Origin of the sequence: Anaerozeibacter quisquiliarum (assembly GCF_051162045.1) — a bacterium.
In the GTDB taxonomy this organism is placed as follows: Bacteria; Bacillota; Clostridia; order Christensenellales; family Aristaeellaceae; genus Anaerozeibacter; species Anaerozeibacter quisquiliarum.
This window is the reverse complement of record NZ_JBISDI010000015.1, coordinates 1-24,956: the sequence shown is the minus strand read 5'-3', so window position 1 is coordinate 24,956 and position 24,956 is coordinate 1. Positions and strand designations below refer to the sequence as shown.

23 protein-coding genes are annotated in these 24,956 nt (G+C 65.9%); 6 read left to right on the top strand and 17 right to left on the bottom strand.

Translation table 11 applies throughout. The features are described 5' to 3' along the window. Both miaA and ACH6CV_RS08420 read left to right on the top strand, forming a co-directional pair. Positions 1–933, top strand: a complete 933-nt coding sequence (miaA, locus tag ACH6CV_RS08425; protein ID WP_456357782.1) for a tRNA (adenosine(37)-N6)-dimethylallyltransferase MiaA — start codon at positions 1–3, stop codon at positions 931–933. Further along, positions 914–2,155: a methionine gamma-lyase family protein gene (locus ACH6CV_RS08420; RefSeq protein WP_456357738.1), complete on the top strand. Its 1,242-nt coding sequence runs from the start codon at positions 914–916 to the stop codon at positions 2,153–2,155. Before miaA ends, ACH6CV_RS08420 begins: the two co-directional genes overlap by 20 nt. Here the strand turns inward: ACH6CV_RS08420 and lexA are convergent. After that, positions 2,147–2,749 carry a transcriptional repressor LexA gene (gene lexA / locus ACH6CV_RS08415; protein ID WP_456357737.1) on the bottom strand — a complete coding sequence of 201 codons (603 nt, stop codon included), beginning with the start codon at positions 2,747–2,749 and terminating at the stop codon, positions 2,147–2,149. The two genes, ACH6CV_RS08420 and lexA, sit on opposite strands and share 9 nt — an antisense overlap. Positions 2,750–3,040: 291 nt before the next feature. On the opposite strand from lexA, the gene ACH6CV_RS08410 reads away from it, so the two are divergent. From ACH6CV_RS08410 to ACH6CV_RS08400, 3 genes are all read left to right on the top strand, one after another. Beyond that, positions 3,041–3,220, top strand: a complete 180-nt coding sequence (locus ACH6CV_RS08410; protein ID WP_456357736.1) for a hypothetical protein — start codon at positions 3,041–3,043, stop codon at positions 3,218–3,220. Between the two features lie 409 nt (positions 3,221–3,629). Beyond that, positions 3,630–4,715 carry a tyrosine-type recombinase/integrase gene (locus tag ACH6CV_RS08405; RefSeq protein ID WP_456357735.1) on the top strand — a complete coding sequence of 362 codons (1,086 nt, stop codon included), beginning with the start codon at positions 3,630–3,632 and terminating at the stop codon, positions 4,713–4,715. After that, on the top strand, positions 4,712–5,713 hold the full coding sequence (locus tag ACH6CV_RS08400; RefSeq protein ID WP_456357734.1) for an asparaginase: 1,002 nt from the start codon (positions 4,712–4,714) through the stop codon (positions 5,711–5,713). Before ACH6CV_RS08405 ends, ACH6CV_RS08400 begins: the two co-directional genes overlap by 4 nt. Here the strand turns inward: ACH6CV_RS08400 and rpe are convergent. From rpe to ACH6CV_RS08320, 16 genes are all read right to left on the bottom strand, one after another. Then, the gene (gene rpe / locus ACH6CV_RS08395; RefSeq protein WP_456357733.1) at positions 5,710–6,357 is read right to left on the bottom strand and encodes a ribulose-phosphate 3-epimerase; all 648 of its coding nucleotides are present in this window, start codon (positions 6,355–6,357) and stop codon (positions 5,710–5,712) included. The two genes, ACH6CV_RS08400 and rpe, sit on opposite strands and share 4 nt — an antisense overlap. Next, positions 6,350–7,228, bottom strand: coding sequence for a ribosome small subunit-dependent GTPase A (gene rsgA, locus ACH6CV_RS08390; RefSeq protein ID WP_456357732.1), 879 nt, complete (start codon positions 7,226–7,228; stop codon positions 6,350–6,352). The genes rpe and rsgA overlap by 8 nt, the downstream gene beginning before the upstream one ends. Before the next feature lie 9 nt (positions 7,229–7,237). Beyond that, a complete protein-coding gene (locus ACH6CV_RS08385) occupies positions 7,238–9,079 on the bottom strand; it encodes a protein kinase domain-containing protein (RefSeq protein ID WP_456357731.1) in 1,842 nt (613 codons plus the stop codon). Next, positions 9,072–9,803: a Stp1/IreP family PP2C-type Ser/Thr phosphatase gene (locus ACH6CV_RS08380; RefSeq protein ID WP_456357730.1), complete on the bottom strand. Its 732-nt coding sequence runs from the start codon at positions 9,801–9,803 to the stop codon at positions 9,072–9,074. The genes ACH6CV_RS08385 and ACH6CV_RS08380 overlap by 8 nt, the downstream gene beginning before the upstream one ends. Further along, positions 9,800–10,852, bottom strand: a complete 1,053-nt coding sequence (rlmN, locus tag ACH6CV_RS08375) for a 23S rRNA (adenine(2503)-C(2))-methyltransferase RlmN (protein ID WP_456357729.1) — start codon at positions 10,850–10,852, stop codon at positions 9,800–9,802. Before rlmN ends, ACH6CV_RS08380 begins: the two co-directional genes overlap by 4 nt. Then, complete coding sequence (gene rsmB, locus ACH6CV_RS08370) at positions 10,849–12,432, bottom strand: 16S rRNA (cytosine(967)-C(5))-methyltransferase RsmB (protein WP_456357728.1); 1,584 nt, start codon at positions 12,430–12,432, stop codon at positions 10,849–10,851. Before rsmB ends, rlmN begins: the two co-directional genes overlap by 4 nt. Next, complete coding sequence (gene fmt / locus ACH6CV_RS08365; protein ID WP_456357727.1) at positions 12,425–13,360, bottom strand: methionyl-tRNA formyltransferase; 936 nt, start codon at positions 13,358–13,360, stop codon at positions 12,425–12,427. The genes rsmB and fmt overlap by 8 nt, the downstream gene beginning before the upstream one ends. Beyond that, complete coding sequence (def, locus tag ACH6CV_RS08360) at positions 13,360–13,836, bottom strand: peptide deformylase (RefSeq protein WP_456357726.1); 477 nt, start codon at positions 13,834–13,836, stop codon at positions 13,360–13,362. Before def ends, fmt begins: the two co-directional genes overlap by 1 nt. A gap of 11 nt (positions 13,837–13,847) precedes the next feature. Continuing rightward, positions 13,848–16,091, bottom strand: a complete 2,244-nt coding sequence (gene priA / locus ACH6CV_RS08355) for a replication restart helicase PriA (protein ID WP_456357725.1) — start codon at positions 16,089–16,091, stop codon at positions 13,848–13,850. Beyond that, entirely contained in the window at positions 16,088–17,278 is a 1,191-nt protein-coding gene (coaBC, locus tag ACH6CV_RS08350) for a bifunctional phosphopantothenoylcysteine decarboxylase/phosphopantothenate--cysteine ligase CoaBC (protein ID WP_456357724.1), read from the bottom strand. Before coaBC ends, priA begins: the two co-directional genes overlap by 4 nt. 164 nt (positions 17,279–17,442) lie before the next feature. Beyond that, entirely contained in the window at positions 17,443–17,649 is a 207-nt protein-coding gene (gene rpoZ, locus ACH6CV_RS08345; RefSeq protein ID WP_456357723.1) for a DNA-directed RNA polymerase subunit omega, read from the bottom strand. A gap of 22 nt (positions 17,650–17,671) precedes the next feature. Beyond that, positions 17,672–18,337 (bottom strand): guanylate kinase, encoded by a 666-nt coding sequence (gene gmk, locus ACH6CV_RS08340; protein ID WP_456357722.1) that lies wholly within the window; start codon positions 18,335–18,337, stop codon positions 17,672–17,674. Between the two features lie 13 nt (positions 18,338–18,350). Beyond that, positions 18,351–19,223 (bottom strand): YicC/YloC family endoribonuclease, encoded by an 873-nt coding sequence (locus tag ACH6CV_RS08335; RefSeq protein WP_456357721.1) that lies wholly within the window; start codon positions 19,221–19,223, stop codon positions 18,351–18,353. Positions 19,224–19,256: 33 nt separating this feature from the next. Continuing rightward, on the bottom strand, positions 19,257–21,233 hold the full coding sequence (ligA, locus tag ACH6CV_RS08330) for an NAD-dependent DNA ligase LigA (RefSeq protein ID WP_456357781.1): 1,977 nt from the start codon (positions 21,231–21,233) through the stop codon (positions 19,257–19,259). A 20-nt stretch (positions 21,234–21,253) separates the two neighbouring features. Continuing rightward, positions 21,254–23,521 carry a DNA helicase PcrA gene (gene pcrA / locus ACH6CV_RS08325; RefSeq protein WP_456357720.1) on the bottom strand — a complete coding sequence of 756 codons (2,268 nt, stop codon included), beginning with the start codon at positions 23,519–23,521 and terminating at the stop codon, positions 21,254–21,256. Next, positions 23,514–23,807, bottom strand: coding sequence for a YerC/YecD family TrpR-related protein (locus ACH6CV_RS08320; RefSeq protein WP_456357719.1), 294 nt, complete (start codon positions 23,805–23,807; stop codon positions 23,514–23,516). The genes pcrA and ACH6CV_RS08320 overlap by 8 nt, the downstream gene beginning before the upstream one ends. Before the next feature lie 132 nt (positions 23,808–23,939). Between ACH6CV_RS08320 and ACH6CV_RS08315 the strand changes: the two genes are divergently transcribed. Continuing rightward, positions 23,940–24,953: a 5-bromo-4-chloroindolyl phosphate hydrolysis family protein gene (locus ACH6CV_RS08315; RefSeq protein ID WP_456357718.1), complete on the top strand. Its 1,014-nt coding sequence runs from the start codon at positions 23,940–23,942 to the stop codon at positions 24,951–24,953. Positions 24,954–24,956: the final 3 nt, after the last annotated feature.

Below are 24,956 nucleotides of genomic sequence, written 5' to 3'. Positions count from 1 at the left end.
CTGATCGTCATCTGCGGCCCGACCGCGTCGGGCAAGAGCGCCGTCGCGGTCGAGCTGTGCAGGCTCATCGGGGGCGAGGTGGTGTCCTGCGACTCGATGCAGTTGTACCGCGGCATGGACGTGGGCACCGCGACGCCGACCGAGGCTGAAATGGGCGGTGTTGCGCATCATTTATTGAATATCCTGGACCCATCGGAGTCGTTCTCGGCGGCGGCATACCGTGCGCGCGCGATTCCGGTGATCGAGGACATTCGCGCGCGCGGACGGATACCGGTGCTGTGCGGCGGCACCGGGCTGTACGTCAACGCGCTCACCAGGCCGCTCGGCTTTGCCGAGCCGGGCGACGAAGCGCTTCGGCAGGCGCTGCAGGCGGTGGCGGACGGCCCGGGTGGTCGGCGCATCCTGCACGACCGGCTGCGCGCAATCGATCCCGACCGCGCCGCGCGGCTGCACGAAAACGACGTGCGGCGGGTGATCCGGGCGATCGAGGCGCATCAACTGACCGGGCGCACGGCGGGCGAGCGCGCGGCGCTTGACCGCGAACGCGAGGGCGACTACCGGGGGCTGCTGTTCGCGCCTGACTGGCCGCGCGCTACGCTGTACGAGCGCATCGACCGGCGCGTCATGGAAATGATGCACCTCGGGCTGCCCGCCGAGGTGGACGCGCTGATTGCGGCCGGCGTGCCCATGACGGCCACCGCGATGCAGGCGATCGGCTACAAGGAGCTGATCCGGGCGCGCGAGGGTTTCATCACGCTGGACGAGGCGGTCGGCCTGATCCAGCAAGGCACGCGCCGCTACGCCAAACGCCAGCTGACCTGGTTTTACGCCGACCCGCGCGTACAATGGGTGCCGGCTGAGGAACGCTCAGCCCAGGATATTGCCCGGGAAATAAAGGAAAGGCTTCAAGTGAATGGGCATTCAGTTGGGTGAAATCAGCCCGGCGACGCGCGACTTCGTCGCGCGCTGCGCACGGGACTGCGAACCGGTCTTTGAAAAGCTGTTCGAGGTGGAGCGGCAGAACACGCGCAAGGTGCTCGCCGCCCTCCAGCGCCGGCGCGTGTCGGCGCGCCACTTCGCGCCCACGACCGGCTACGGTTACGACGACATCGGGCGCGAGGCGCTGTGCGAGATATTTGCCGACGTGATGGGCTGTGAGGCGGCGCTGGTGCGCCCCCAAATCGCCTCGGGCACCCACGCGCTGGCGCTGTGCCTGCAGGGGGTGCTGCGACCGGGCGATGTGCTGGTGTCGGCCACCGGCGCGCCCTACGACACGATGCGCCAGGTGATCGGCACCGAGGGCACGCCCGGCCAGGGCTCGCTGCTCGAATATGGCATAGAGTACCGCCAGGTAGAGCTTGAGGACGGCCGCATCGACGTGCCCGCGGTGCTCGCGCAGATGGACGATGCCGCGCGGCTGGTGCTGATCCAGCGCTCGCGCGGCTACGACTGGCGGCGCTCGCTGTCGGTCGCCGAGATCGACGAGGCCGCGCGAGCGATCCGCGCGGCGCGCCCGAACGCATGGGTCATGGTGGACAATTGCTACGGCGAGTTCACACAAACAAGCGAGCCCGCCGCCGACCTGATCGCGGGCTCGCTGATCAAGAACCCCGGGGGAGGGCTGGCCCCGACCGGCGGGTACATCGCGGGCCGCAAGGAGGCCGTCGAGCTCGTGGGTTACCGCCTGACCAGCCCGGGCATCGGCGCGGAGGTGGGCTCCTACGTCGGTGGCTACCTGCCGTTCTACCAGGGGCTGTTCTTGGCCCCGCACGTGACGATGCAGGCGGTCAAGACGGCCGTGCTGGCCGCGCGGGTGTTCGCAAAGCTCGGTTACGAGGTACACCCGGCCTACGACGCGCCGCGCGGCGACATCATCGAGGCCATCAAGTTTGGCGAGCCCGACAGGCTGATCGCGTTCGTGCGGTCGATTCAAAAAGCCTCGCCGGTCGACAGCGAGGCCATACCCGAGCCCTGGGCCATGCCCGGTTACGAGGACGAGGTCATCATGGCCGCCGGCACCTTCGTGGCCGGCGCGTCGATCGAGCTCAGCGCCGATGCGCCGATCCGCACGCCCTACATCGGCTACCTGCAAGGCGGTTTAACGTATGCCCACGGCTACACCGCGATCGAGAGCGCGGTGGAAGCGCTAAAATAACCTGAACAACGCCGCCACGCGCCCGAGCACCGTCACTTCTTCGGCATAGATCGGCTCCATGTGGCGGTTCTCGGGCTGCAGCCGAACGCGCTTTTTCTCAAAATAGATGCGCTTGACCGTGGCCTCGTCCTCGATCATGGCCACCACGATGTCGCCGTTCTCGGCATCGGGCTGCTTGCGCACCACCACGATGTCGCCGCTCAGGATACCGGCGTCGATCATGCTCTCGCCTTCGACGCGCAGCGCGAACAGGTCGTCGCCGCGCGCGCTCATGTGCTGCGGCAGCACCAGGTAGTCCTCGATGTTCTCCTGCGCCAGGATGGGCAGCCCCGCCGTCACCTTGCCCAAGAGCGGCACCGCGCGCCCGCGCGGATTGTCGAGCACCTCCATCGCGCGCGGCTTGGTGGCGTCGCGCCGGATATAGCCCTGCCGCTCGAGCTCGTTGAGATGCCCGTGCACCGTGGCGGTCGACTTCAGCCCCACCGCCTTGCCGATTTCGCGCACCGACGGGGGATAGCCCCGCTGTTCGATCTCCTGCTTGATGAATTCCAGGATCTTGCCCTGATTTTCCAAGCCGCGCCCGCGCGTACGCATATGCATCAACCTCCCCGTATATGCAGCCAGTATAGCACAAACAAGGACGTTTGGCAAACGTCCGTTTGTCCTGTTTGGCGTGAATGGCGATAATTCACCATCAATTAACACGCAAAGGCGCACAGGGGAGAGGCCCCGCGCGGCACCGGCCCGGCGTTTGGCCCTTTACACGCAGGGGGAATTGACATCGCACGAGCCGGGCGGTATACTAATGCAGGGGCCGTCTGGGGCGTATCGCAAAGCGCCGCCCACGCCGGCCCGTGCCTTTGCCTGAATCGGGAGGATTTTTGAATGCGACGCTTGTGCGTACTGGATGAAACCATGGTGTGCAATGAATGCGGCGAATGCAGCCGCTGCGACTTGGACCCGGATAAGGTTTGCGATAACTGCATGCGCTGCATCAAGAGCGACGCCGATTACCTGGCCGTCGAAATCGATGAGATCATCGAGGGCGAGGGTACGGGGGAGTAGGAAGTGAGGCCCTTCCTCGCACCCGAATCTATTCGCAAAAGACAGCTTTTGCGAATAGATTGAGGGGATTCGCGCCTGGAAGGCGCGCAAATCCCCTCAATCTACCGCTTCGCTTCGCTCCGCTTTCGCAAAAGCTGGGCGCCCGTTTGGGGTGACGACAAGGTCGCGGGGGCTCGCGCTTCGCGCATTGCCTTGGGGTTTTTGGGGCTCGCGCTTCGCGCATTGCCTTGGGGTTTTTGGGGCTCGCGCTTCGCGCATTGCCTTGGGGTTTTTGGGGCTCGCGCTTCGCGCATTGCCTTGGGGTTTTTGGGGCTCGCGCTTCGCGCATCGCCTGCTGGGTTTTTTTGGGGCTCGCGCTTCGCGCATCGCTATAATAAATACAATAGCAAGAGTATTGGGAGGTTCTTCCTTGGCTGAGCATTTGTCCTACCGCGAACAGCTGACGCGTGAGTGTGTGCAGCTCGTCCGCCAGACCGCGCGCGAGTTGCCGCGCGTTTGCGGGCAGTTCTTGGTCGCCATCGAGCCCACCACCACGCCGCTGACGCGGCTTGGGTATGCGCGCGATTTGCGGCTGTTCTTCCATTTTTTGAAAAGCGAGATTCCGGCCTTCGGCGCTCTGTCCGCCGATGATTGGACGAGCGAGCGGCTGGCCGAAATCAGCGCCGACCACCTGGCGCAGTTCATGGAATACTTGACTTACTACCAAAATGAGCAGGACGCCGAGTTCGTCAACAGCGAGGCCGGCAAGATGCGCAAGCTTTCTGCTTTACGTTCATTTTACAAATACTTATTCAAAAATGACAAGGTGCCCGCCGATATAAGCGCGTTGGTTGACATGCCCAAGCGCCGTCAGAAGCCCATTTTGCGGCTGGAGATCGACGAGGTGGCGCGGTTATTGGACATGGCCGAGCAGGGTTCGGCGCTGAGCGAGCGCCAGAAAAAGTTCCACGAGATCACGCGGATGCGCGATTTGACCATGCTGACGCTGTTCCTCGGCACCGGCATCCGCGTCAGCGAGTGCGTGGGGCTCAATGTCGAGGACATCGACCTTGAGACAGGCGGTTTCCTGATTACCCGCAAGGGCGGGCATCAGGTGATCCTGTACATGCCCGAGGAGGTCGAGGATCAGATGCGGCGCTACCTCGCCTGGCGCGCCAATGTAACGCCGCTGCCGGGCCATGAATCGGCCTTGTTCCTGTCGATCCAGCAAAGGCGCATGGGCGTACGCGCGGTCGAAAACATGGTCAAAAAGTACGCTCTGCTGATCGCCCCGCTCAAGAAGCGCATGAGCCCGCACAAACTGCGCGCAACCTTTGGCACCAATCTGTACGGCGAGACCGGCGACATCTACCTGGTGGCCGACGTGCTCGGCCATGCCGATGTCAACACCACCCGCCGCCACTACGCCGCCATGGCCGACGACCGACGCCGACAGGCCGCGCGCAGCGTGGTGCTGCGGGAAAAACGGGTTGAAAAGAAGGAAGATCGCGAATGAAGAGAATTCTCCTGATCGCCACCGGCGGCACCATCGCTTCGGTCCCCTCGAGCCAGGGGCTCTTCCCTGCCCTCGCGCCCGAACAGCTGCTCGCCCACGTGCCCGAAATCGCCGAGCTGTGCGAGGTGCGCGCGGTCGCTCTGATGAACATCGACTCCACCAACATCCGCCCGGCCGACTGGCTCGCGATGGCCGGCTGCGTTCAGGCGCACTATGGCGATTACGACGGGTTCGTGATTACCCACGGCACCGATACCATGGCCTACACCGCCGCCGCCCTGACTTACCTGATCCAGCGCACCGGCGTGCCCGTGGTGCTGACCGGCTCGCAGCAGTCGATCTCCACGCTCAACACCGACGCGCGCATCAACCTTATCAGCGCCTTCCGCTACGCGGCGGACGACCGCTCGCATGGGGTTGTGCTGGTGTTCGATGGGCGCGTGATCGCGGGGCCGCGCGCGCGCAAGATGCGCACCAAGAGCTTCGACGCTTTCCGCAGCATCGACTACCCGGAGCTGGCCGTGATTCAGGACGGGCGTATCCTGCGCTATATCAACGAGCCGAAGCCGCGTGAGGGGGTCGCTTTCTTTGACTCGCTCGACGAGCGCGTGTCGGTGGTCAAGCTGATCCCCGGTATGGACGCAGGGCTGCTCGACTACCTGCGCGAGCGCGGGCGCGCGCTGGTAATCGAGAGCTTCGGCGTGGGCGGACTGCCCGCTTACGGCGACGAGGCCTTCCTGTCGGCCTGCGGGCGCTGGCTTTCTGACGGTAAGCCGGTGGTCATGACCACGCAGGTGCCCCATGAGGGCAGCGACCTGCCCAAGTATCAGGTGGGCGGCCGCGTGCTCGGACAGGGCGGCGTGCTCGAGGCCTACAACATGACGCTCGAGGCCGTAGTCACGAAACTGATGTGGATTCTCCCTCAAACGCGGGATGCCGCGCAGGTGCGCGCGCTGTTCTACGCGCCGGTGGCGCATGATTTGTTGACCTTTGATTAAAGCGCTTTCAACCTGTTCACAAAACCCACCGGATCGGAACTGCCGTAGAACGCGCTGCCCGCGACCAGCACGGTCGCGCCTTGGCGGATCATCTTGGGGGCGGTGTCGAGCGTCACGTTGCCGTCTACCTCGATTTCGGCCCGAGCGCCCGCTTCATCGAGCATCCGCTTCAAATCGCCGATCTTCTTGACCGCGGCCGGGATCAGGCTCTGCCCGCCGAAGCCGGGGTTGACCGTCATGACCAGCGCCAGATCGAAATCATGCAGCACGTATTTGAGCGCCTCGGGCGGCGTGGCCGGGTTGAGCGCCACGCCGGCCAGGCAGCCGCAGCCGCGAATCTGCTGGAGTACCCGCTGCAGATGCATGGTGGACTCTTGGTGCACGGTGATTATGCGCGCGCCCGCTTTGGCGAAGCGCTCGATGTAGCGCTCCGGGCGCTCGATCATCAGGTGCACGTCGCAGGGCAACTGTGTACCCGACGACACCGCCTGCAAGACCGGAAACCCGAACGAGATGTTTGGCACAAAGGCGCCGTCCATCACATCGAAGTGCAGGTAGTCGGCTCCGGCGCGCTCGGCCAGAGCGATCCCCTCGTTTAGCTTCAAAAAGTTGGCCGACAGAATCGACGGCGCGAATTTAATCATAGCGTTCCCTCCACCTTTCGTTCATCGTCTCGTACAGTTCCGCGTAGCGCTCGTAGCGCGCGCGCGCGATCAGGCCCTCGCGGGCCGCCCGGCACACCGCGCAGTCGGGCTCTTCGACATGCGCGCAAGGGCTGAACCGGCACAGGCCCTCATAGGGCGCGAACTCCGGATACAGATCCTTGAGCGTGAGCGGCGGGGCGAGATCCAGCTCCAGCAGGCTGAAGCCGGGCGTGTCCAGCACCATGCCGCCGCCCTCAACCGCGATCAGCTCGGTGTGGCGGGTGGTGTGCTTGCCGCGCTCCGTTTTATCGGACAGGTCGCCGGTCGACAGCGTCAGGCCGTAGAGCGCGTTGATGAGCGTGGACTTGCCCACGCCCGACTGCCCGCCGAATGCGTGCACCGTGCCGCGGAGCAGCGCGCGCAGCTCGTCCACGCCGCCGCCGTCCTCGGCCGACACCATCGCGATATGCGCGCCCGCACCCGCGTACTCGGCGGCCAGTTCCTCGGCGGCTCGCCCGTCCTGATCGCGCTTGTTGATCGCCAGCACCGGCTCGATGCCGGAGAGACGGCACAGCATCAGCAGTCGGTCGGCCAGCAAGAGGTCGGGGCTGGGCTTAACCGCCGCCAGCGTGATGACCAACCGGTCGATGTTGGCGACCGGCGGTCGAATCAGGCTGTTCTTGCGCTCGCGCACCGCGTTCAGCCAGCCGTGCGCCTCGCCCTCGCCCGCTTCAAACGACACCCGGTCGCCCACCAGCGGCGTGATCCTCTGGCGGCGAAGCTTGCCCTGCGCGCGCAGCGTGTGCGTGCGCCCGCCTTCATCGATCACATAGTAGAACCCGCCCACGCCTTTAACAATCAGACCATCCATGCCAGAGAGCTACTCCTCCTCAACAAACTCAATTTGCTTTTCGATCGACAGCGCGCCGTCCAGATACACCCGCACCGTATGCGTACCCGGCTCGAGCGTGTCCAGATTGAGCAGGATCTCCTGCCGCCCGGCCTCGAGCTCGCGGCTCAACACCTCGCGCTCGCCCGCGGCCTCCTCAATCCGGCAGGACAGCATCACCCCGGCCTGGGTCGCCTCGACCACCACCGCGGTCTGCGCGCGGTAGGTCGTCGGCTGCTGCTGGCTGATGGTGATGCCGATCTTCGTGTCGAGCAACGCCAGATCGCCCTCGGCGATCGTCTGAGCAATCACGAGGCCGGGCTTCTGTGTGCTGATCTGCTCGGTGATGTCGCCCAGCGGGAACCCGCTGGCGATCAGCAAGGTCCGGGCTTCGTCCACCGTGTAGCCGATCAGGCTGGGCACCACGGCGTATTCGCCGCTGATGTGCAGCGTGACCTCGTCGCCCGGCTTCACCCATTCGTTGGGCGCGGGAATTTGGGACACCACTTGGCCCGGCGGCTGCTTGCTGATGTCAAGGATCACGTCCTTGAGTATCAGGTCGTGCTCCTCGATCAGCTTAACCGCCTTCGAGCGGGTCATGTAGAGGAGCTTGGGCATCATCAGCTTTTCCTTGCCCTTGGACATGGTCAGCTGCACCCGGTCGCCCGGCCAGACGCTCTCCCCCGCCGCCGGATACTGATCGATCACGTAGCCCAGGCGCACGTCGTCGTTGTGGCGCTCCTGTATGACGTGCTCAAGTCCCAGCGCCTCGACATTGGCCACCGCGTGTTCGATGTCGTACATCTTCAGGTTGGGCATTTCGATGCGCAAAAACAGCTGCCTGTACAGCTGCGAGCCGTAGTAAACCAGCAAAAACAGCAGCGCCCCGCTGGCGACCGCGATCACCCAAACCCGCGCCTTGGCCCAGAACCCCGGCTTGCCGAGGCTTGCCATCTGCTGGCGGATCAGCCGCTCGCGCCCGTAGATGTTGGGCTTATCGACAAAGCCGCCGCGCGGCGTGCGGATTGCGCGCTTGAGGTCGGCGGCCATCTCGGCCGCGCCTTGGTAACGGCAGCTGGCTTCCTTGTCGAGCGACTTGAGGATCACCTCGTCCAGGCCCTTCGAAACCGACGGCTCGATCGAGCGGGCGCTGCGCGGGGCCTCCTGCACATGCTTGAGCGCGATCGAAATCGGCGTCTCGCCGTCGAAGGGCACTTCGCCCGTCACCATCTCGTAGAGCACCACGCCCACCGAGTACAGGTCGCTCTTCTCGTCGGCCACCTGTCCGGACGCCTGCTCGGGCGAGAAGTAGTGCACCGAGCCCAGCACATTGCCGTCGGCGTAGGTCTGGGTGGCCGCGTTGGTGGCGCGCGCGATGCCAAAATCGGCCACCTTGACGTTGCCCTCGACGTCCACCAAAATGTTTTGCGGCTTGATATCGCGGTGCACCACATGGCTGCGGTGCGCGCAATCGACCGCGGCCAGGATCTTGAGCGCGATTTGCACCGCGCGCTCGGGCTTGATGCGCCCGCTCTGGCGGATGACCTCCTTGAGCGTCTTGCCGCGCACGTACTCCATCACGATGTAGCGCACGTCGCCGTCCTGTCCCACGCCGTAGATGGCCACGATGTTCGGATGGCTCATCTTGGAGGCCGCCTGCGCCTCCATGTCGAACCGGCGCACAAACTCGGCGTCCTCGTTGAACTCGCTGCGCAGCGCCTTGATCGCCACCACACGGTCCTTTACGCGGTCATAAGCCTCGAACACCACGGCCATGCCGCCTGTGCCGATCTGTTCGCCCAGCTCGTAGCGGTCCGACAGTACCCTATCCATCTGACCGCCCCTCCTCCGGCCCGAGGGCGACCAGCGCCGTGACGTTGTCGGGGGCCCCGCGCGTCAGCGCCAGATCGACGATTTTTTGAAGCTTCTCGGGCCAGGTGCCCCCGCCCTGCATGAGCTTTGTAAGCTCTGAATCCCGCACCAGGTTGCTGAGCCCGTCGGTGCACAACAGCCACACGTCGCCCGGCAGGCGGTCGACCGTCGTGAAGTCGGGCATTACGTGGCGGTCGGTACCCAGCGCCTTGGTGATGACGTTGCGCCTGGGGTGGCTTCGCGCCTGGCTCGGGGTCAGCTCGCCCTGCGCGACCAGCTGGCCCACCAGCGAGTGGTCGTTGGTCAGCTGCATCAGCGCCCGGTTGCGCAGCAGGTAGGCGCGGCTGTCGCCCACATGCGACAGGTGCGCGCAGCTTGCGTCAAACCACAGCGCGGTCAGCGTGGTGCCCATGCCGCGCTTGTCGGCATCGGCCGCCGCCGCCTCGTAGATGGCGCGGTTGGCGCGCTCGACCGCCGCGCGCAGCGCGTCTTCGCCGGGCTGCGCGGCCTCGCGCAGGCACCTCGACAGGATCTCGATCGCCAGCGCGCTTGCGACCTCGCCCGCGCGGTGGCCGCCCATGCCGTCGGCGACCGCGCAAAAGCGCTCGCCGCCCTTCGGCAGATAGTAGGCGTCCTCATTACCGGTGCGCACCTTGCCAACGTGCGTCAATGCGTAGGCTTTCATGGCTGTTTCTCCTGTTGTTCATCGATCAAGGCGGCGCGCCTGAGTTGGCCACACGCGCCCTCGATGTCGTCGCCCATCTCGCGCCGGCGGGTGGCCGAGATGTTCCGCTCGATCAGGCGGTCCAAAAACCGCTTGACCCCGGCCTCGGTCGGCGCGCCAAGCGCTGTCTCTTTGACCGCATTGAGCGCGATCAGGTTCACATGGCACTGCATGCCGCGAAGGCGCCTCGCCAGCTCGTCCGCGCAGCTCAGATCGTCGTTGACGCCCTGAACCAGCGTGTATTCGATGATAACGCGCCGGCCGGTCTTTTCGATGTAATACCTTAAAGCCGCGAGCGTCTCCTCGACCGTGTGGACGCGCGCGATCGGCATCAGCTTTGCTCGGATCGCGTCGTTCGGCGCGTGCAGCGACAGCGACAGCGTGACCGGCAGCCCCTCTTCGGCGAACCTGCGCATCTGTTTGACCAGCCCGCAGGTCGATAGCGATATGCCGCGCGCGGACAGGTTGGAAAGTTTCTCGTGGGTGATTACGCGCAGGAACTTCACCACATTGTCGTAGTTGTCGAGCGGCTCGCCGCTGCCCATCAGCACGAGGTTGTGCACCCGCGCGCCCTCGGCCGCGAGGCGTTCGTTCGCGCAGATCACCTGGCCGGCCATCTCGCCCGCCGTCAGGTTGCGCACGCAGCCGCCGAGCGTCGAGGCGCAGAACGCGCAGCCCATCTTGCAGCCCACCTGGGTGGACAGACAGAGCGTCGCGCCGTGCTTGTAGCGCATCAGCACACCCTCGATCAGGTTGCCGTCTTCCAGCAAATACAGGTACTTCTCGGTGCCGTCGAGCTTTGAGATGCGCACTTCGCGGATCGACACCGGATTGGTCACCGCCTCGCGCGCCATGCGCTCGCGCAGCGCGGCGGGCAGGTTGCTCATCTTGTCGATCGGTGCGCCCCGGCCCACCCAGGGAGCCAACTGCCGCGCGCGGAATGGCTTTTCGCCAAGCGACAGCGCGTAGGCCTCGAGTTCCTCGGGCAGCATGCCGCCAAGCTCAATCATAGCCGCTTCCTCGTCATGCGCGCGATGAAGAATCCTTCCATGCCGTCGATGTGCGCTTGCAGTTGCAGCATGCCGCCCTCAAGGCGCGGCCGCAGCGCCTCCGGCAGCCAGTCGTCCGACGGGTCGAGCGCGTATTCGCCGTGGCGATCCAGAAAGGCGCGCACCTGCCGTTCGTTCTCGTCCTTGAGCACGGTGCAGGTGGCGTACACCAGCCGCCCGCCCACGCGCGGATAGCCGGCGCAGGCCTCGAGGATTCTCGCCTGCAGCGCGGTCAGGCTTTGGATGTCGTCTTCGGTCACGCGGTACTTGATGTCGGGCTTGTTGATCATGACGCCCAGCCCCGAGCAGGGCGCGTCGATCAGCACACTGTCAAACGCCGTGTCGCAGTCGGGCCGGTGGATCGACGAATCGCGCGCCATTGCTCGCAGGTTGTCCAACCGCAGCCGATCCTTGGTGGCGCGCAGCAGCTCCACGCGGTGCTCGTGCACCTCCCAAGCCTGCACCCGGCCGGTCAGGCCCATGAGCTCGCAGATCAGCGCCGACTTGCCGCCCGGCGCGGCGCAGGCGTCCAGGATGTTCTGGCCGCGTTCGGGCGCGACGGCCAGCGCCGCCAGCATCGAACCCTCGCCCTGGATCGAGAACACGCCGTTCTTGTAGTCGGGGTCGTGACCCAGGTCGCCCGCGCCCGTGAGGTGGAACGCGTGGGGCACCGTGCCCCGCTCGTGGGGCAGCCGGCGCGCGTCGAGATACGACGCGAACGCCTTGTCGGTGTAGCGCAGCAGGTTGGGGCGGATCACCTGCGTGCGCTCGCCCGGGCGGTAGGCGGCCATGCGCTCGGCCTCCTCGAGCCCGTAGTCCTCGATCAGCTTCGTCGCCAGCACCAGCGGCAGCGAGTTCATGACGCTCAGGTACTTGATCGGGTCGTCCTCGCGCTCGGGGTAGTGCAGCTCGCCCGCGTCGCGCGCGCGGATCAGGCTGCGCAGCGCGCCGTTGACCAGCGGCGCGAACCGCTCGCGCCCGAGCGACTTGACCTGCCCCACCGCCTCGTTGACCGCGGCGTGGTCGGGTACGCGGTCGAGGAACAAAATCTGAGCCGCCGCGATGTGCAAAATGTCCTCGATCACCTTCTCGGGCATCGACTGCACAAATTGCTTGAGGATCCAGGCGATCTGGATCCGATTTTCGAGCGCCGCGTAGAAGATTACCGTCGCGAGCCGCTTGTCCTCCGGCGTCAGGTGCGAAGCTGCGCGCAGATGCTCGCTCAGCGCCAGCGTCGAATAGGCCTTGACGCGCACCACCTCGCCCAGCGCGTTCAGGGCCAGCCGCCGTGCGTCGATGCCGCCGCGGCGCGGCGCGGGCGATTCGGGGCGATGGTCGCCCCCCTGGCGACGGTCGCCCTCCTTAAGGGGCTTCTTGTCGAAGGAACGGCGCGCTTCGCCCGGCTTGGCCGGTCCGGATCCTCCCGGGCCACCCGGCCTGCCGCCCCGGTTGGGCGCGCCCGGCTTGCCTGGGCTCGCAGGTCTACGGGGCCCACCGGGCCCGCCGGGACGCCTGGGTCCGCCTCGCCCTTGCCTATCCATTGAGCACCAACCCTTCCTGAATCGCCTTGCCGCGCAGGTACGCGCGCGCGTCCATGCGCTTGGCATTGGGCGCTTGAATCTCGGTCAGTTCCAGCGCGCCCTGCCCGCACATCACGATCAGGCCGTGCTTGGCGTCGGCCGCCACCACCTGGCCGGGCACGCCGCGCCAGTCGCCTTCGGTCGCTTTCGCGCGCCACACCTTGAGCGGCCCCTCGGGCAGCATCGCGAACGCGCCCGGCCAGGGGTCGAGCGCGCGCGCCTTAAGCGCAAGCTCTTCGGGCGGCTTGTGAAAATCCATCCGCCCCATTTCCTTGGTCAGCAACGGCTCGTAGCTGGCGAGCGACGCGTCTTGCCGTTCGCGCGGGCAATTGCCGGTCTCGATCGCGCGCAGCGTGTCGATCAGCACGCGCGCGCCCAGCGCAGACAGCCGCTGCGTAAGCTCGCCCGCGCTCTCCTGCGCGCCGATCTCGGTCTCGGCCTTCAGGATCATGTCGCCGGTGTCGAGCCCCTCGTCTGTGAACATCGTGGTCACGCCGGTCACCCGGTCGCCCAGTAGGATCGCCCAGTTGATCGGGGCAGCGCCCCGGTGCCGGGGCAGCAGCGAGGCATGCACGTTGACCGTGCCGAGCTTGGGCACCGCCAGGTTTTCCTTCGACAGCAACTGCCCGAACGCCGCGGTCACACACAGGTCGGGCGAGAGCGCCTTCAGCATCTCAAGGCCGTCCGCGCGCTTGATGCGCTCGGGCTGGAATACGGGTACGCCGCGCGCCTCGGCCAACCGCTTGACCGGGCAGGCGATGACCTTCTTGCCGCGTCCGGCCGGTCGGTCAGGCTGGGTGAACGCGCCCACCACCTCGTAGCCAGCGTCGAGCAGCGCCCTGAGCGAGGGTACGGCGAACTCGGGTGTGCCCATGAATACGATACGCATCAGGTTTCAGTTTCCTCCTGGTTTTGATCGGTCACGTCCTCGATCATCTTGTCGATGTACAAAATGCCGTCCAGGTGGTCGAGCTCGTGGGCGACCGCGACGGCCAGAAAGTCCTCGCCGGTCAGCGCAATCGGCTTGCCGTACCGGTCGAACGCGTGAACTGTAACCACGGCCGGACGCTCCACCATGCCGCGCCGGCCGGGGATGCTCAGGCAGCCCTCGGCGCAGGTCTGGCTGCCCGAGGTCTCGACGATCTCGGGGTTGACCAACTCGATCAGCCCCTCGCCCACGTCGATCACCACCGCGCGGCGCAGGATGCCCACCTGCGGCGCGGCCAGCCCCGCGCCGTCGGCTTTGTACATGGTCTCCTTCATGTCGTCGAGCAGCTCGCGCAGCCGCCGGTCGAACTTCTCAACCGGGCGCGAGCGCTTTCTCAGGGTCTCGTCCCCCTCAATCAGTATTTTTCGAACCGCCATCGTACTTCACCTCAAAACATGTTGGCCGGATTGATCTCCAACTGGGCGATAACGCCCTCGATCGGCACATAGGTGTAGGCGTCCATCTCGCTTAGCACCTCGTCTACGCGCCCGCGTGCGTACAGCTTGATGAACAGCTGCCAGCGGCTCTCGCCGCGCAATTTCGCGATCGGCGCTTCCAGCGCGCGCATCGTAATCACGCTGTCCCGGAGCTGATATTTGTCCAAAAACTCGTTCAGTTGAACCTCGAACGCCTCGGCCGCGCGCCGCGCGCGCTCGGGCTCCCTGCTCGTCACCAACAGCCGCGCCATGACCGTGAACGGCGGGTACAGCGCGCGCTTGCGCATGCTGACCTCGCGGTGGTAGAACGCGCGGTAGTCGGCCTTGGCCGCCAGTTCGATCGCGTAGTGATCGACGTCGTAGCTCTGTACGACCACCTGACCCGGTCGGTCCGCGCGCCCGGCGCGCCCGGCCGCCTGCGTGATAAGTTGGAACGTGCGCTCGGCGCTGCGGTAGTCGGGCAGGTTCAGCGTCAGGTCGGCCGCGATCACGCCGACCAGCGTCACATTCGGAAAGTCGAGCCCCTTGGCGATCATCTGCGTGCCGATCAGAATATCGGTCTCGCCCCGCCGGAACGCCGACAATATCTTCGCGTGGGCGTCCTTGGCGCGCGTGGTATCCATGTCCATGCGGGACAGGCGCGCCTTGGGCCAGCGCTTTGCGACTTCGTCCTCCACCCTCTGCGTGCCCACGCCGAAGAACTTGATGTAGGGGCTGGCGCACGCCGGGCATTTCGCGGGCGGGTTGCGCACCGCGCCGCAGTAGTGGCACTTAAGCAGGCCCTCGGCCTGGTGGTAGGTCATCGACACGTCGCAGGCGTCGCACTTCTCGACGTAGCCGCAGGCGCGGCAGGACACGAAGGTGGCGTAGCCGCGGCGGTTGAGCATCAGCATGGCCTGCTCGCCGCGCGCAAGCACAGAGTCCATCGCCTGTTGCAGCGCGGCGCTGAAGATCGAGTGGTTGCCCTTCTCAAGCTCGCGGCACATGTCGACCAGCGTAACCTCCGGCATCGGCCGTCCGTTCACCCGTTCGCCGAGCTCGAGCAGTTGATAGCGGTTCTCCGGCCTGACGCCCGGCATCGCGCGCATGTAGCTGGCGATTTGCGGCGTGGCGCTGCCCAGTACGAGCGCGCCGCCTGCCTGTTCACAGCGGTAGCGCGCCACCTCGCGCGCGTCGTATCGCGGGCGCTTTTCGGACTGGTAGGTGTGCTCGTGCTCCTCGTCCACCGCGATCAGCCCGAGGCGTTCGACCGGCGCGAACACCGCCGAGCGCGCACCCACCACCACCCGCGCCTCGCCGTCCCGGATGCGCCGCCACTCGTCGTAGCGCTCGCCCGGCGACAGCCGCGAATGCAGCACCGCCGCGCACTCGCCGAAGCGCGCGCGGAACCAGTCGGTCATCTGCGGCGTCAGCGCGATCTCGGGCACCAGCACGATCGCGCCCTTGTTTTGCTTAAGCGCGTGGCGGATCAGCGCGATGTACACCTCGGTCTTGCCGCTGCCGGTCACGCCGGCCAGCAGGAACCGCCCTCCGCCATCGTCCATGGCGCCCGTCACCCGCCGCGCCGCGTCCCGCTGGGCGTTTGTCAGCTCGGGATCGCGCGCACTGCGGCTGGGCGGTTGGCTGAACGGATTGCGCCGCTCGGTGACCGTCGTGACTTCGACCAGGCCCGCCGATTCGAGCGCGCGCACCACCCGATGCGCGCCGTCCACCCGGGTGTTCAGGTAGGCCACATATTGCGGCCCGCCTTCCAGCAATTCCATCACGGCCAACTGCCGGGGCGCGCGGGCGCGGGCGCGCCGAGCTTCATCCAAGGCCTCGCCCGCGACCAGCAGCCGCGCGGCGTTGCGCGTCTTTTCGGCGACCCGCTCGCCGCGCAACTGGGCCGGGATCATCAGCCTGAGCGCTGCGGCCAACGTGCAGCGGTAGCGCTCGCGCATCCACGCGGCCAGCTCCATGAGCTCGGGCAGGATCAGCGGATAATCTTCCAGCGCGCGCACGATCGGCTTCACGCGCGCGGTATCGACATCCGGCTCGCCCAACAGATCCACCACGAAGCCCTCGAGCCGCCGTCCTCCGAACGGCGCCAGCACCCGCTGGCCGGGACTGAGCCGCATGCCCTCGGGCACCGAATAGGTGTAGGGGCGATCGACCTCGGAAACTGACAGGTCGATCACCACATGCGCGTACGTCATGGCAACAGCGCCGCCACCCGATCCAGTATGCGGCCCGCCACGTACAGCTTGTCCATCAGCGGGATATGCGTCTCCCGCTCCGCTTCGACCAGCGTCACGCGGTTGGTATCGACGGCAAAGCCCGCGCCCGGCTCGGTCACGTCGTTAAACACGATCAGGTCGCAGTTCTTTTTCGCAAGTTTCCCGCGCGCGTTTTCGATCCTGTCCCCGGTCTCGGCGGCGAAGCCTACGAGCACCTGCCCGGCCCGCTTGCGCTTGCCGAGCGCCAGGGCGACGTCGGGCGTGGGCGCAAGTTCGAGAGCCATCCCCTGCCCGTCCTTCTTGATCTTGTCATGGCTGTAGCTGGCGGGCGTAAAGTCGGCGGGCGCGGCCGCCTGGATTATCGCGTCCGCGGTCTGCGCGCGCAGCATCATCGCCTCGTACAGGTCCTGAGTGCTGGTGATCTCTACGAGTTCCACGCCGATCGGCGGCGTCAGCGCCGTAGGCCCGCTGACCAGCGTGACGGTCGCGCCGCGCCGCTTCGCGGCCTCGGCCAGCGCATAGCCCATCTTGCCGGTCGAGCGGTTCGACAGAAAGCGCACCGGGTCGATCATCTCGCGCGTGGGCCCGGCGGTGACCACGATGCGTCGGCCCTCCAGGTCGCGCTGCCGCGTCAACAGCTCGAGCACCGCGCGCACGATGTCCTCGGGCTCGCTCATGCGGCCCTCCACATTTTCGTCGCCGCAGGCCAGGTGCCCGACGCCCGGCCCGACAAAGTGAACGCCGCGCGCTTTAAGCACCTCGACGTTCTGCCTGACCGCGTCCGCGCGCCACATGGCGTTGTTCATCGCGGGCGCGACGAGCACCGGGCAGGTCGTCGCCAGAAATACCGTGGTCAGCAGATCATCGGCGATGCCGCAGGCGATCTTGCCGATCACGTTGGCGGTGGCCGGCGCGATCAGGAAGAGGTCGGCGGATTTCGCGAGAGAGATGTGTTCGATCTCAAAGCTGCGGTCGAACTGGTCGACGTAGGCCGGTTCGCCCGACAGCGTCTCAAAGGTGATCGGCGTGACAAAACGGCAGGCGTGTTCGGTCAGCACCACGCGCACGCGCGCGCCCAACTTCTTCAGCCGGCTGACGATGTCCGCGGCCTTGTAGGCGGCAATGCCGCCGCTCACGCCCAGCACCACGCACTTGCCGCTCAGCATCTGCTTGGCCTGCCAACCACAGCAATCGCGCAATCTTGCGGATCTTTTTCCGCTCGGCCGCGTCGCTCGTAGCTTTCCGTAGCGCTGCCATGCCGCAGCGAAGGCTCCTTGCCGGACGACAAAATCTCTCGCAATCTCCCACGCCTCCTGTGATTGTCAGGCCACTAAATTTCGACCTCGTCGCGCGAGTAGGTAATCAGGCCGCGGTTGACCTCGTCGATCGCAATCGCCAGCGGCTTGACCTCGCGGGTGTCCACCATGGGCTGCGCACCCGCGATGATATCCCGGGCGCGCTTGCTGGTCTCGACCGCCAGCGTGTAGCGGCAGTCCACCTTCGAAAGCAGTTCGTTGATGGGGGGCTCGATCATCATGGCATTGTCCTCCAAAAATTCATCAAATCCGGGCTCGGTTGAAATAGTCGGCCAACGCCGCAAGCGCTTCGTCCATGTCGGCAAACTGCGCTGTCAAGTCCGCGAGCAACGCGCGCTCGGTGTCTCCGGTCCGGTACGTACCGTCGAACACCTGCATCAGCCGCGCGGTCGCGGCCTCTAGGTCGTCGTTCAGGATCAGGTGGCTGTAATGCCGGGCGGCTTCAAGCTCGCTGGGCACCTTGCGGATGCGGGCGGTCAGCCGTTCGAGATCCTCGGTGCCCCGGTCGACCAACCGCTTGATCAGCGACGCGCGGCTGGGCGGCAAAATAAATACGCTGACCGTCTCGGGGTACCGCTCGATCACCTGCTGCGCGCCGGTGTTCTCGATCTCGAGAAGCACGCTCTTGCCCTCGTTAAGCTTTTTCCGCACCACGTCCTTGGGCGTTCCGTACCAGGTGCCGTTGTTGATCCGGGCGGACTCAAGCAGGTCGCCCCGCGCGCGCTTTTCGAGGAACTCGGCCTCGGAGATAAAGTAATAGTGCTCGCCGTGGACCTCGCCCGGCCGTGCCGCGCGCGTGGCGCAGGACACCGACAGCTCGATCTCAGGCCGGATATCCAGCAGCCGCTTGCACAGCGTGCCCTTGCCCGCGCCCGAAGGACCCGACACCACGTACAGCTTCCCCTTCATCGTACTTCTCCCGTCACTCGACATTCTGTACCTGCTCGCGCATCTTCTCGATCTCGGCCTTGGCCTCGACCACCGCCTGCGTGATCGGGATGTCCTGCGACTTGCTGGACACCGTGTTGACCTCGCGGTTGAGCTCCTGCACGATGAAGTCCAGCTTGCGCCCCACGCCGCACGGCATCGAAATCGCCTCGCGCAGCTGCGCTGCGTGGCTCTTAAGGCGCACCAACTCCTCGCTGACCGCGCTGCGGTCGGCCATCAGCGCCACCTCGGTCAGCAGCCGCTGCTGGTCGATGTTCGCGCCAATCAGCTCCTCGATGCGCTCGCGCAGCCGGGCCTCGTAGGCCGCGACCGTCTCAGGGTAACGCTCGGCGATGCGCTCGGTCAGCGCTTCGAGCCGGTCGAGCCGCTCCTTAAGGTCGCCCGCGAGCGCGCGCCCCTCCCGCTCCCGCATGGCGGTGAGGCCGTTAAGCGCCTCGCCGAGCGCCTTCGCCACGAGCGCGCGCAGCGCGTCCTGATCCTCCTCGGCTTCGGTCACTTGAAGCACGTCGGGCAGTCGGGCCAGTTCCATCAGCGACCGGTCGTCGCGCGCGTCCGAAAGATTGCACAGCTCGGTGAGCGCCTTATCGTAGGCCGCGGCCAGCGCCGCGTCGACCGACACCGCGCGCGAGTCGGAGCGCCCGTTGCGGTAGGTGGCGAACACGTCCACATGCCCGCGCGAAATCGCGGCGCCGATCTGCCGGCGCATGTCGTCCTCCAGAAATGAAAACGAGCGCGGCATGCGGAATGCCACGTCCAGAAAGCGGTGGTTGACCGACTTGACTTCGATCGTGAGGCGGCGTCCGTCCACTTCAACCGAGGAACGGCCGTAACCGGTCATGCTGTTCATGCGCGCGCCCTGCCCTTTCCGTTATCTAATCTATTATACCATAGTTTCGTCGTGCCCAACGTTAATTCTCGCAAGGAAGGCCGCCTCATCCAGCACCGGGATGCCCAGCTGTTCGGCCTTTGTAAGCTTGCTGCCCGCGTTTTCGCCGGCCACCACGAACGCGGTCTTTTTCGACACCGACTGGGCGGGCTTGCCGCCGTGGCGGGTGATGAGCCGCTCGGCCTGCTGGCGGGACAGGCTTGGCAGCGTACCGGTGACCACCACGCTGAGCCCATCGAGCGCTCCGCCGACCGGCCCGGCCTCAAACACCGGGGTCACCCCGGCATGGCTCAACCGCTCAATCTCCCGCCGGTTGGCCTCGTCCAGGAAGAAGTCGCGCACGCTCTGCGCCACGACCGGCCCCACGTCGGGGATCGCGGTCAGATCTTCGATCGCCGCCGCGGCGAGCGCCTCGAGCGAACCGAAGCGCTCGCACAGCGCGCGCGCCGTGCGCCGGCCCACGTTCGCAATGCCCAGCGCGAAGATGAACGCGTCGAGCGAAGGGGCCTTGCGCTTCTCAATCGCCGCGATCAGGTTTTCGGCCTTTTTATCGCCGAAGCGCTCGAGCGCGCTCAGCTGCCCGGCGGTCAGCGCGTACAGCGCGCTCGGCTCGGCCACGCCCAACTGCTCATACAGCTGGCGCGCCGTCTTGTCGGAAAGGCCCTCGATGTCCAGCGCGTCGCGGCTGGCGTAGTGGGTCAGCCGCATAACGATTTGAGGCACGCAGCCGTCGCGGTTCGGGCAGAACAAATGCGCGCCCTGCTCGACCAGGTCCGATCCGCAGGCCGGACAGCGTTCCGGCTTGTCGATCGCGCGCTCGCCGGGCACGTACTCGTCCACGCGGCCCATGATCTCGGGGATCACCTCATTGCTGCGCCGGATCCACACCCGCGCGCCGACGGCCACGCGCTTGCGCAGGATGTCGCCGTAATTGTTGAGCGTGGCGCGCTGAACCGTCGCGCCGGCCAGCTCCACCGGTTCGACATGCGCCAGCGGCGTCAGCTTGCCGGTGCGCCCCACCTCCCAGGTCACACCCCGCAAGGTCGAGGCCTGCTCCTCGGCCTCGAATTTGTAGGCCACCGCCCAGCGCGGGAACTTGTCGGTATATCCGAGCGCCTCGCGCGTTAAAAAGTCGCAGACCTTAATCACCGCGCCGTCGATCATGTAGTCGAGCTCGCCGCGCTCGCGCTCGATCTCCTCGACCGCCTCGAGCGCCTGAGCGATGTCATTGGCATAGATTTCGCACCCGCTGATCGGGAAGCGGTTGTCCTCGAGGAACTGAAGCATCTGCGCGTGGTCGCGGAACGCCTCGCCCTCGATGTAGCCCACATTGTAGAAGCAGGCGTCCAGCCGGCGGCTGGCCGCCACCTGCGGGTCGAGGCTGCGCAGCGCGCCCGCCGCGCTGTTGCGCGGGTTTTTGAGCGGCTCGGCCGCCCCTTTGTTATATGCCTCGAACGCCGACAGCCGCATGAACGCCTCGCCGTGCACCTCCACCCGGCCCCGGAAGGCGATCGACAGCGGCACGCGCCTGATCGTCATCACCTGCGGAAGGATCGCCTCGCCCACCTCGCCGTTGCCGCGCGTGGCGGCCTGGACGAGCCGCCCGTCCTCGTAAGTCAGGTTGATCGTCAGCCCGTCGAACTTGTGCTCCACCACGAACGCAAGCGGCGGCAGGCCCTCGGTCTGCACGCGCAGCTTCTCGGCCCGCGCGGCCCAGGAAAGCAACGCCTCGCGCGACTGCGCCTTGTCCATCGACCACAGCCGCGCCAGGTGCCGGTGCTGCGCGAAGGACGCAAGCGGGGCCGCGCCCACGCGGCGCGTCGGCGAATCGCCAAGCACGATGCCCGTTTCTGATTCCAGTACGACCAGCTCGTCGTAAAGCGCGTCCCACTCGGCGTCGGTGAGCGGCGATGTGCCCGATGTGTAATACCGATGTGCGGTCTCGTTCAGCCGTTTAACCAGCGCTTCCATACGCTCCACATCTCGCACCCCTATATTTTGATGATCGGCGCGGTGTCCGCCGGGAATATCTTTTCCCCGCGCCCGTCAAATTGAATCACCAGCCGCGCCTCGCGCCCGCCGCCCTTGAGCTCGGTCACCGTGCCCTCGCCGAACATCCGGTGGCGCACGCGATCGCCCACCGCGAACAATTGGGCCGGGCTGCCGGCGCGCGCCGCCGACGGCACGAAGCCCTTGCTGACGCCCGGGATGCCCAGCGCGCCCGGTTGAAAGGCGCGCGGTTCGCTCTTGCCGCCCGACGCAATGCCGTACCTGGGCGCGCCGCCCGGCCGCGGCCGCGCGCCGTAGGGGCTGCCCAGGCGCGTGGGGCCGGCTTGCGGCCTCGTCTCCTCGATCAGCCGCTGCGGGATTTCGTCCAGAAACCGCGACGGCGGGCCGGCCTGCCGGTTGCCGAACAGCATGCGCGACCTGGCGCTCGACAGGTACAAGCGACGCATCGCGCGGGTCAGCGCCACGTACATCAGCCGACGCTCCTCCTCGAGCTTGTCTTCGTCGAACAGCGCGCGGGTCGTCGGGAACAGCCCGTCCTCGAGCCCCACCACGAACACGCAGGGGAATTCGAGCCCCTTGGCCGCGTGCATCGTCATCAGCGTCAGCGCCTTGGCGCCCTCCTCCATCGAGTCGAGGTCGGTCACCAGCGCCACGTTTTCGAGGAAGCCCTCGAGCCCTCCGTCGGGGTTCTGCTGCTCGTACTGCTCGAGCGCGCCGATCAGCTCCTGGATGTTCTGCACGCGCGCGGTGTTTTCATCGCTCTTGACCGCTTCGTATTGCCTTTGATAGCCGGTCAGCTCGATCACCGACTTCAAGAACTCGCTCGGCCCTTGCTCGAAGCGCAGCTCGGTCAGCTTGTTCAAGAGCTCGGCAAACTGCTTAACCGCCGCGCGGGCGCGCCCGGACAGCTCGATCTGCCCGTGGTCGATCACGGCCACGAACAGCGGAATCTGATCGCGCGCGGCGAAGTCCGCGAGAATCTCGACGGTGGCGTCGCCGATCCCGCGCCGGGGCTCGTTGATGATGCGCCGAAGCGATACCTGGTCGTCGGGGTTGAAGACGGCGCGCAGGTAGGCGATGAGGTCCTTGACCTCCTTGCGGTCGTAGAACTTGAGCCCGCCGTACACGCGATAGGGCACGCCGGTGCGCACCAGCGCCTCTTCAATGACGCGCGACTGGGCGTTGGCGCGGTACAGCACCGCGCACGCGCCCGGATCGATCCCCTCGCGCTTCAGGCGGTTCAGCTCGCCGCACACCCAGGCCGCCTCGTCGCGCTCGTCCTGCGCCTCGTAGCGGCGAATCCGCTCGCCGTCGTCAGAATCGGTCCACAGCGCCTTTTCCTTGCGGCCGCGGTTGTGGGCGATCACCTGATTGGCGGCGTTCAATATGTTGCCGGTCGATCGGTAGTTCTGCTCGAGCTTGACCACCTTGGCGTCCGGATAATCCTTTTCGAAGCCCAAGATGATCCGGATGTCCGCGCCGCGCCAGCCGTAGATCGACTGGTCGTCGTCGCCCACCACACACAGGTTGCGCTTCTGGCCCACGATCAGCTTGACCAGCTCGTACTGCGCCGGGTTGGTGTCCTGGTACTCGTCGACCAGCACATAGTCGAAGCGGTGGCGGTAGTATTCGAGCACCGGCGGGTGCTCGGTGAACAGCACGAGCGTCTTGACCAGCAGGTCGTCGAAGTCGAGCGCGTTGCTCGCGGCCAGCCGCTTCTCGTAGGCCTTGTAGACTTCCGCGATCTTCTTGGCCTTGAAGTCGTCCTGCGCGGCCTCGGCCAGCCACTCGCTCGGCGACAGCAGCCGGTTCTTGGCGTCGGAGATGGCCGACTTGATCTGACGCGGCGGATAAAGCTTATCGTCGAGGTTCTGCTCCTTGAGCAGCGCCTTGATTACCGTCATCTGATCGTCGTCGTCGTAGATTGTGAACGAGCGCTTGTAGCCGAGCTTCTCGATATCTTTTCGCAAAATGCGCGCGCAGCAGGCGTGAAAGGTCATCACCCAGGCGTCGGCGGCCGCCCCTGCGCACAGCGATTCGACGCGCGACACCATCTCGCGCGCGGCCTTGTTGGTGAAGGTGATCGCCAGGATCTTCCATGCGGGCACGCCCTGTTCGATCAGCCGCGCGATGCGGTAAGTCAGCACGCGCGTCTTGCCCGAGCCCGCGCCCGCCAGCACCAGCAGCGGTCCCTCGGTGGTCGCCACCGCCTCGCGCTGCTCAGCGTTCAGTTTTTCGATGTCAATCATCCGATTCGTGAATCCTCCCCAGCACCATTTGGTAGCCGCCCGCGCCGTAGGCCAGGCAGCGGTTGACGCGGCTGATCGTCGCGGTGGACACGCCGGTCTTCTGCGCGATTTCATTGTAGGTGATCTTCTCGCGCAGCAGCTGCGCCACCTCGAGGCGCTGCGCCAGATCCTGCATCTCCTTGATCGTCAGCAGGTCCTCGAGCAGCGCGTAGCACTCCGCTTCGTTTGTAAGCGACAAAAATGCCCGCACCAGCCGGTCGGTGCCCGGGTTTTTGATCTTGTCCATGGAAGGCCCACCTTCCTCATCGATTTCTAATTGCTCCCAAATCACGCTTAATACTTTACCACAGGCAAGCGTATTGCGCAAGCGCGGGCAATGTGATAAAATGGTGTCAACTGATAGAGAGGATGTCTCGAAGTGTCCAAGAATAAGAAGGGATCGGGCCCGTCCTGGTTTGTGGTAATCCTTATGCTGAGCGTGTTTTGGCCGGTTGGGCTTTTTTTCTTGTGGCAGAAGCTGCAAGGCATGGAGGCCCCGCCCGTCGGCAAGCAGAAGGGGCGCGGCATGCGCACCGGCGGCATCGCCGTGATACTGGGCGCGCTGTTTCTGCGCGCGACGGGAGGCATCTCGTTTTTGTGGACGCTGTTCTGGATGCTGGGCGGCGCGGCGCTCGTGGGTTTTGACGCCCAGCAAAAAAAGCTGGAGAAGCGCCGCCAGCGCTACCTCGCGGTGGTGGGCGCCCAGCGTACGGCGTCCATCATGGCGATCGCGTCCACGCTGGGCGTCGACTACAACACCGCCTGTGACGACCTTCAGCGGCTGATCGACGACAAAGCCTTCCCCGAGGGCGCCTACCTTGACCTCGGCCAAGGGCTGTTCGTCGCGCACAGTCAGTATGCGTCCAGCACTGCGCGGCGCGCCGCGGAGAAGCAGCCGCCCAAGACCGCCGAGCGGCAGCCGGCCGCCGAAGCCCCCATCGAGGAAGAAAACGAATACGTGCGCTGGCTTACCCAGATTCGCGCCGCCAACGAAGCGATCAAGGACGAGAAGCTGTCGGAGCAGATCGAGGAGATTGAGCAGTACACCGCCAACATCTTCGAGTGCGTGGTGGAGCGCCCGGAAAAGAAGACCGAAATCCACACCTTCATGAACTACTACCTGCCCACCACGCTCAAACTGCTCAACGCCTACGCCCGGCTCGAACGGCAAAACGTCGCCGGCGGCAGCATCGAGGAGAGCAGGCGCAACATCGAGTCGATGGTAGACCAGCTGGTGTGGGCCTTCCGCCGCCAGAACGACCAGATGTTCGCCAAAGACGCGCTCGACATCTCCTCTGACATCAAGGTCATGGAGACCATGCTGGCTCGGGACGGCCTGTCGGACGGCGGACTGCCGAGGAACCCTTTCGCAGCGGCGGTGCAGCGCAAGTAAACG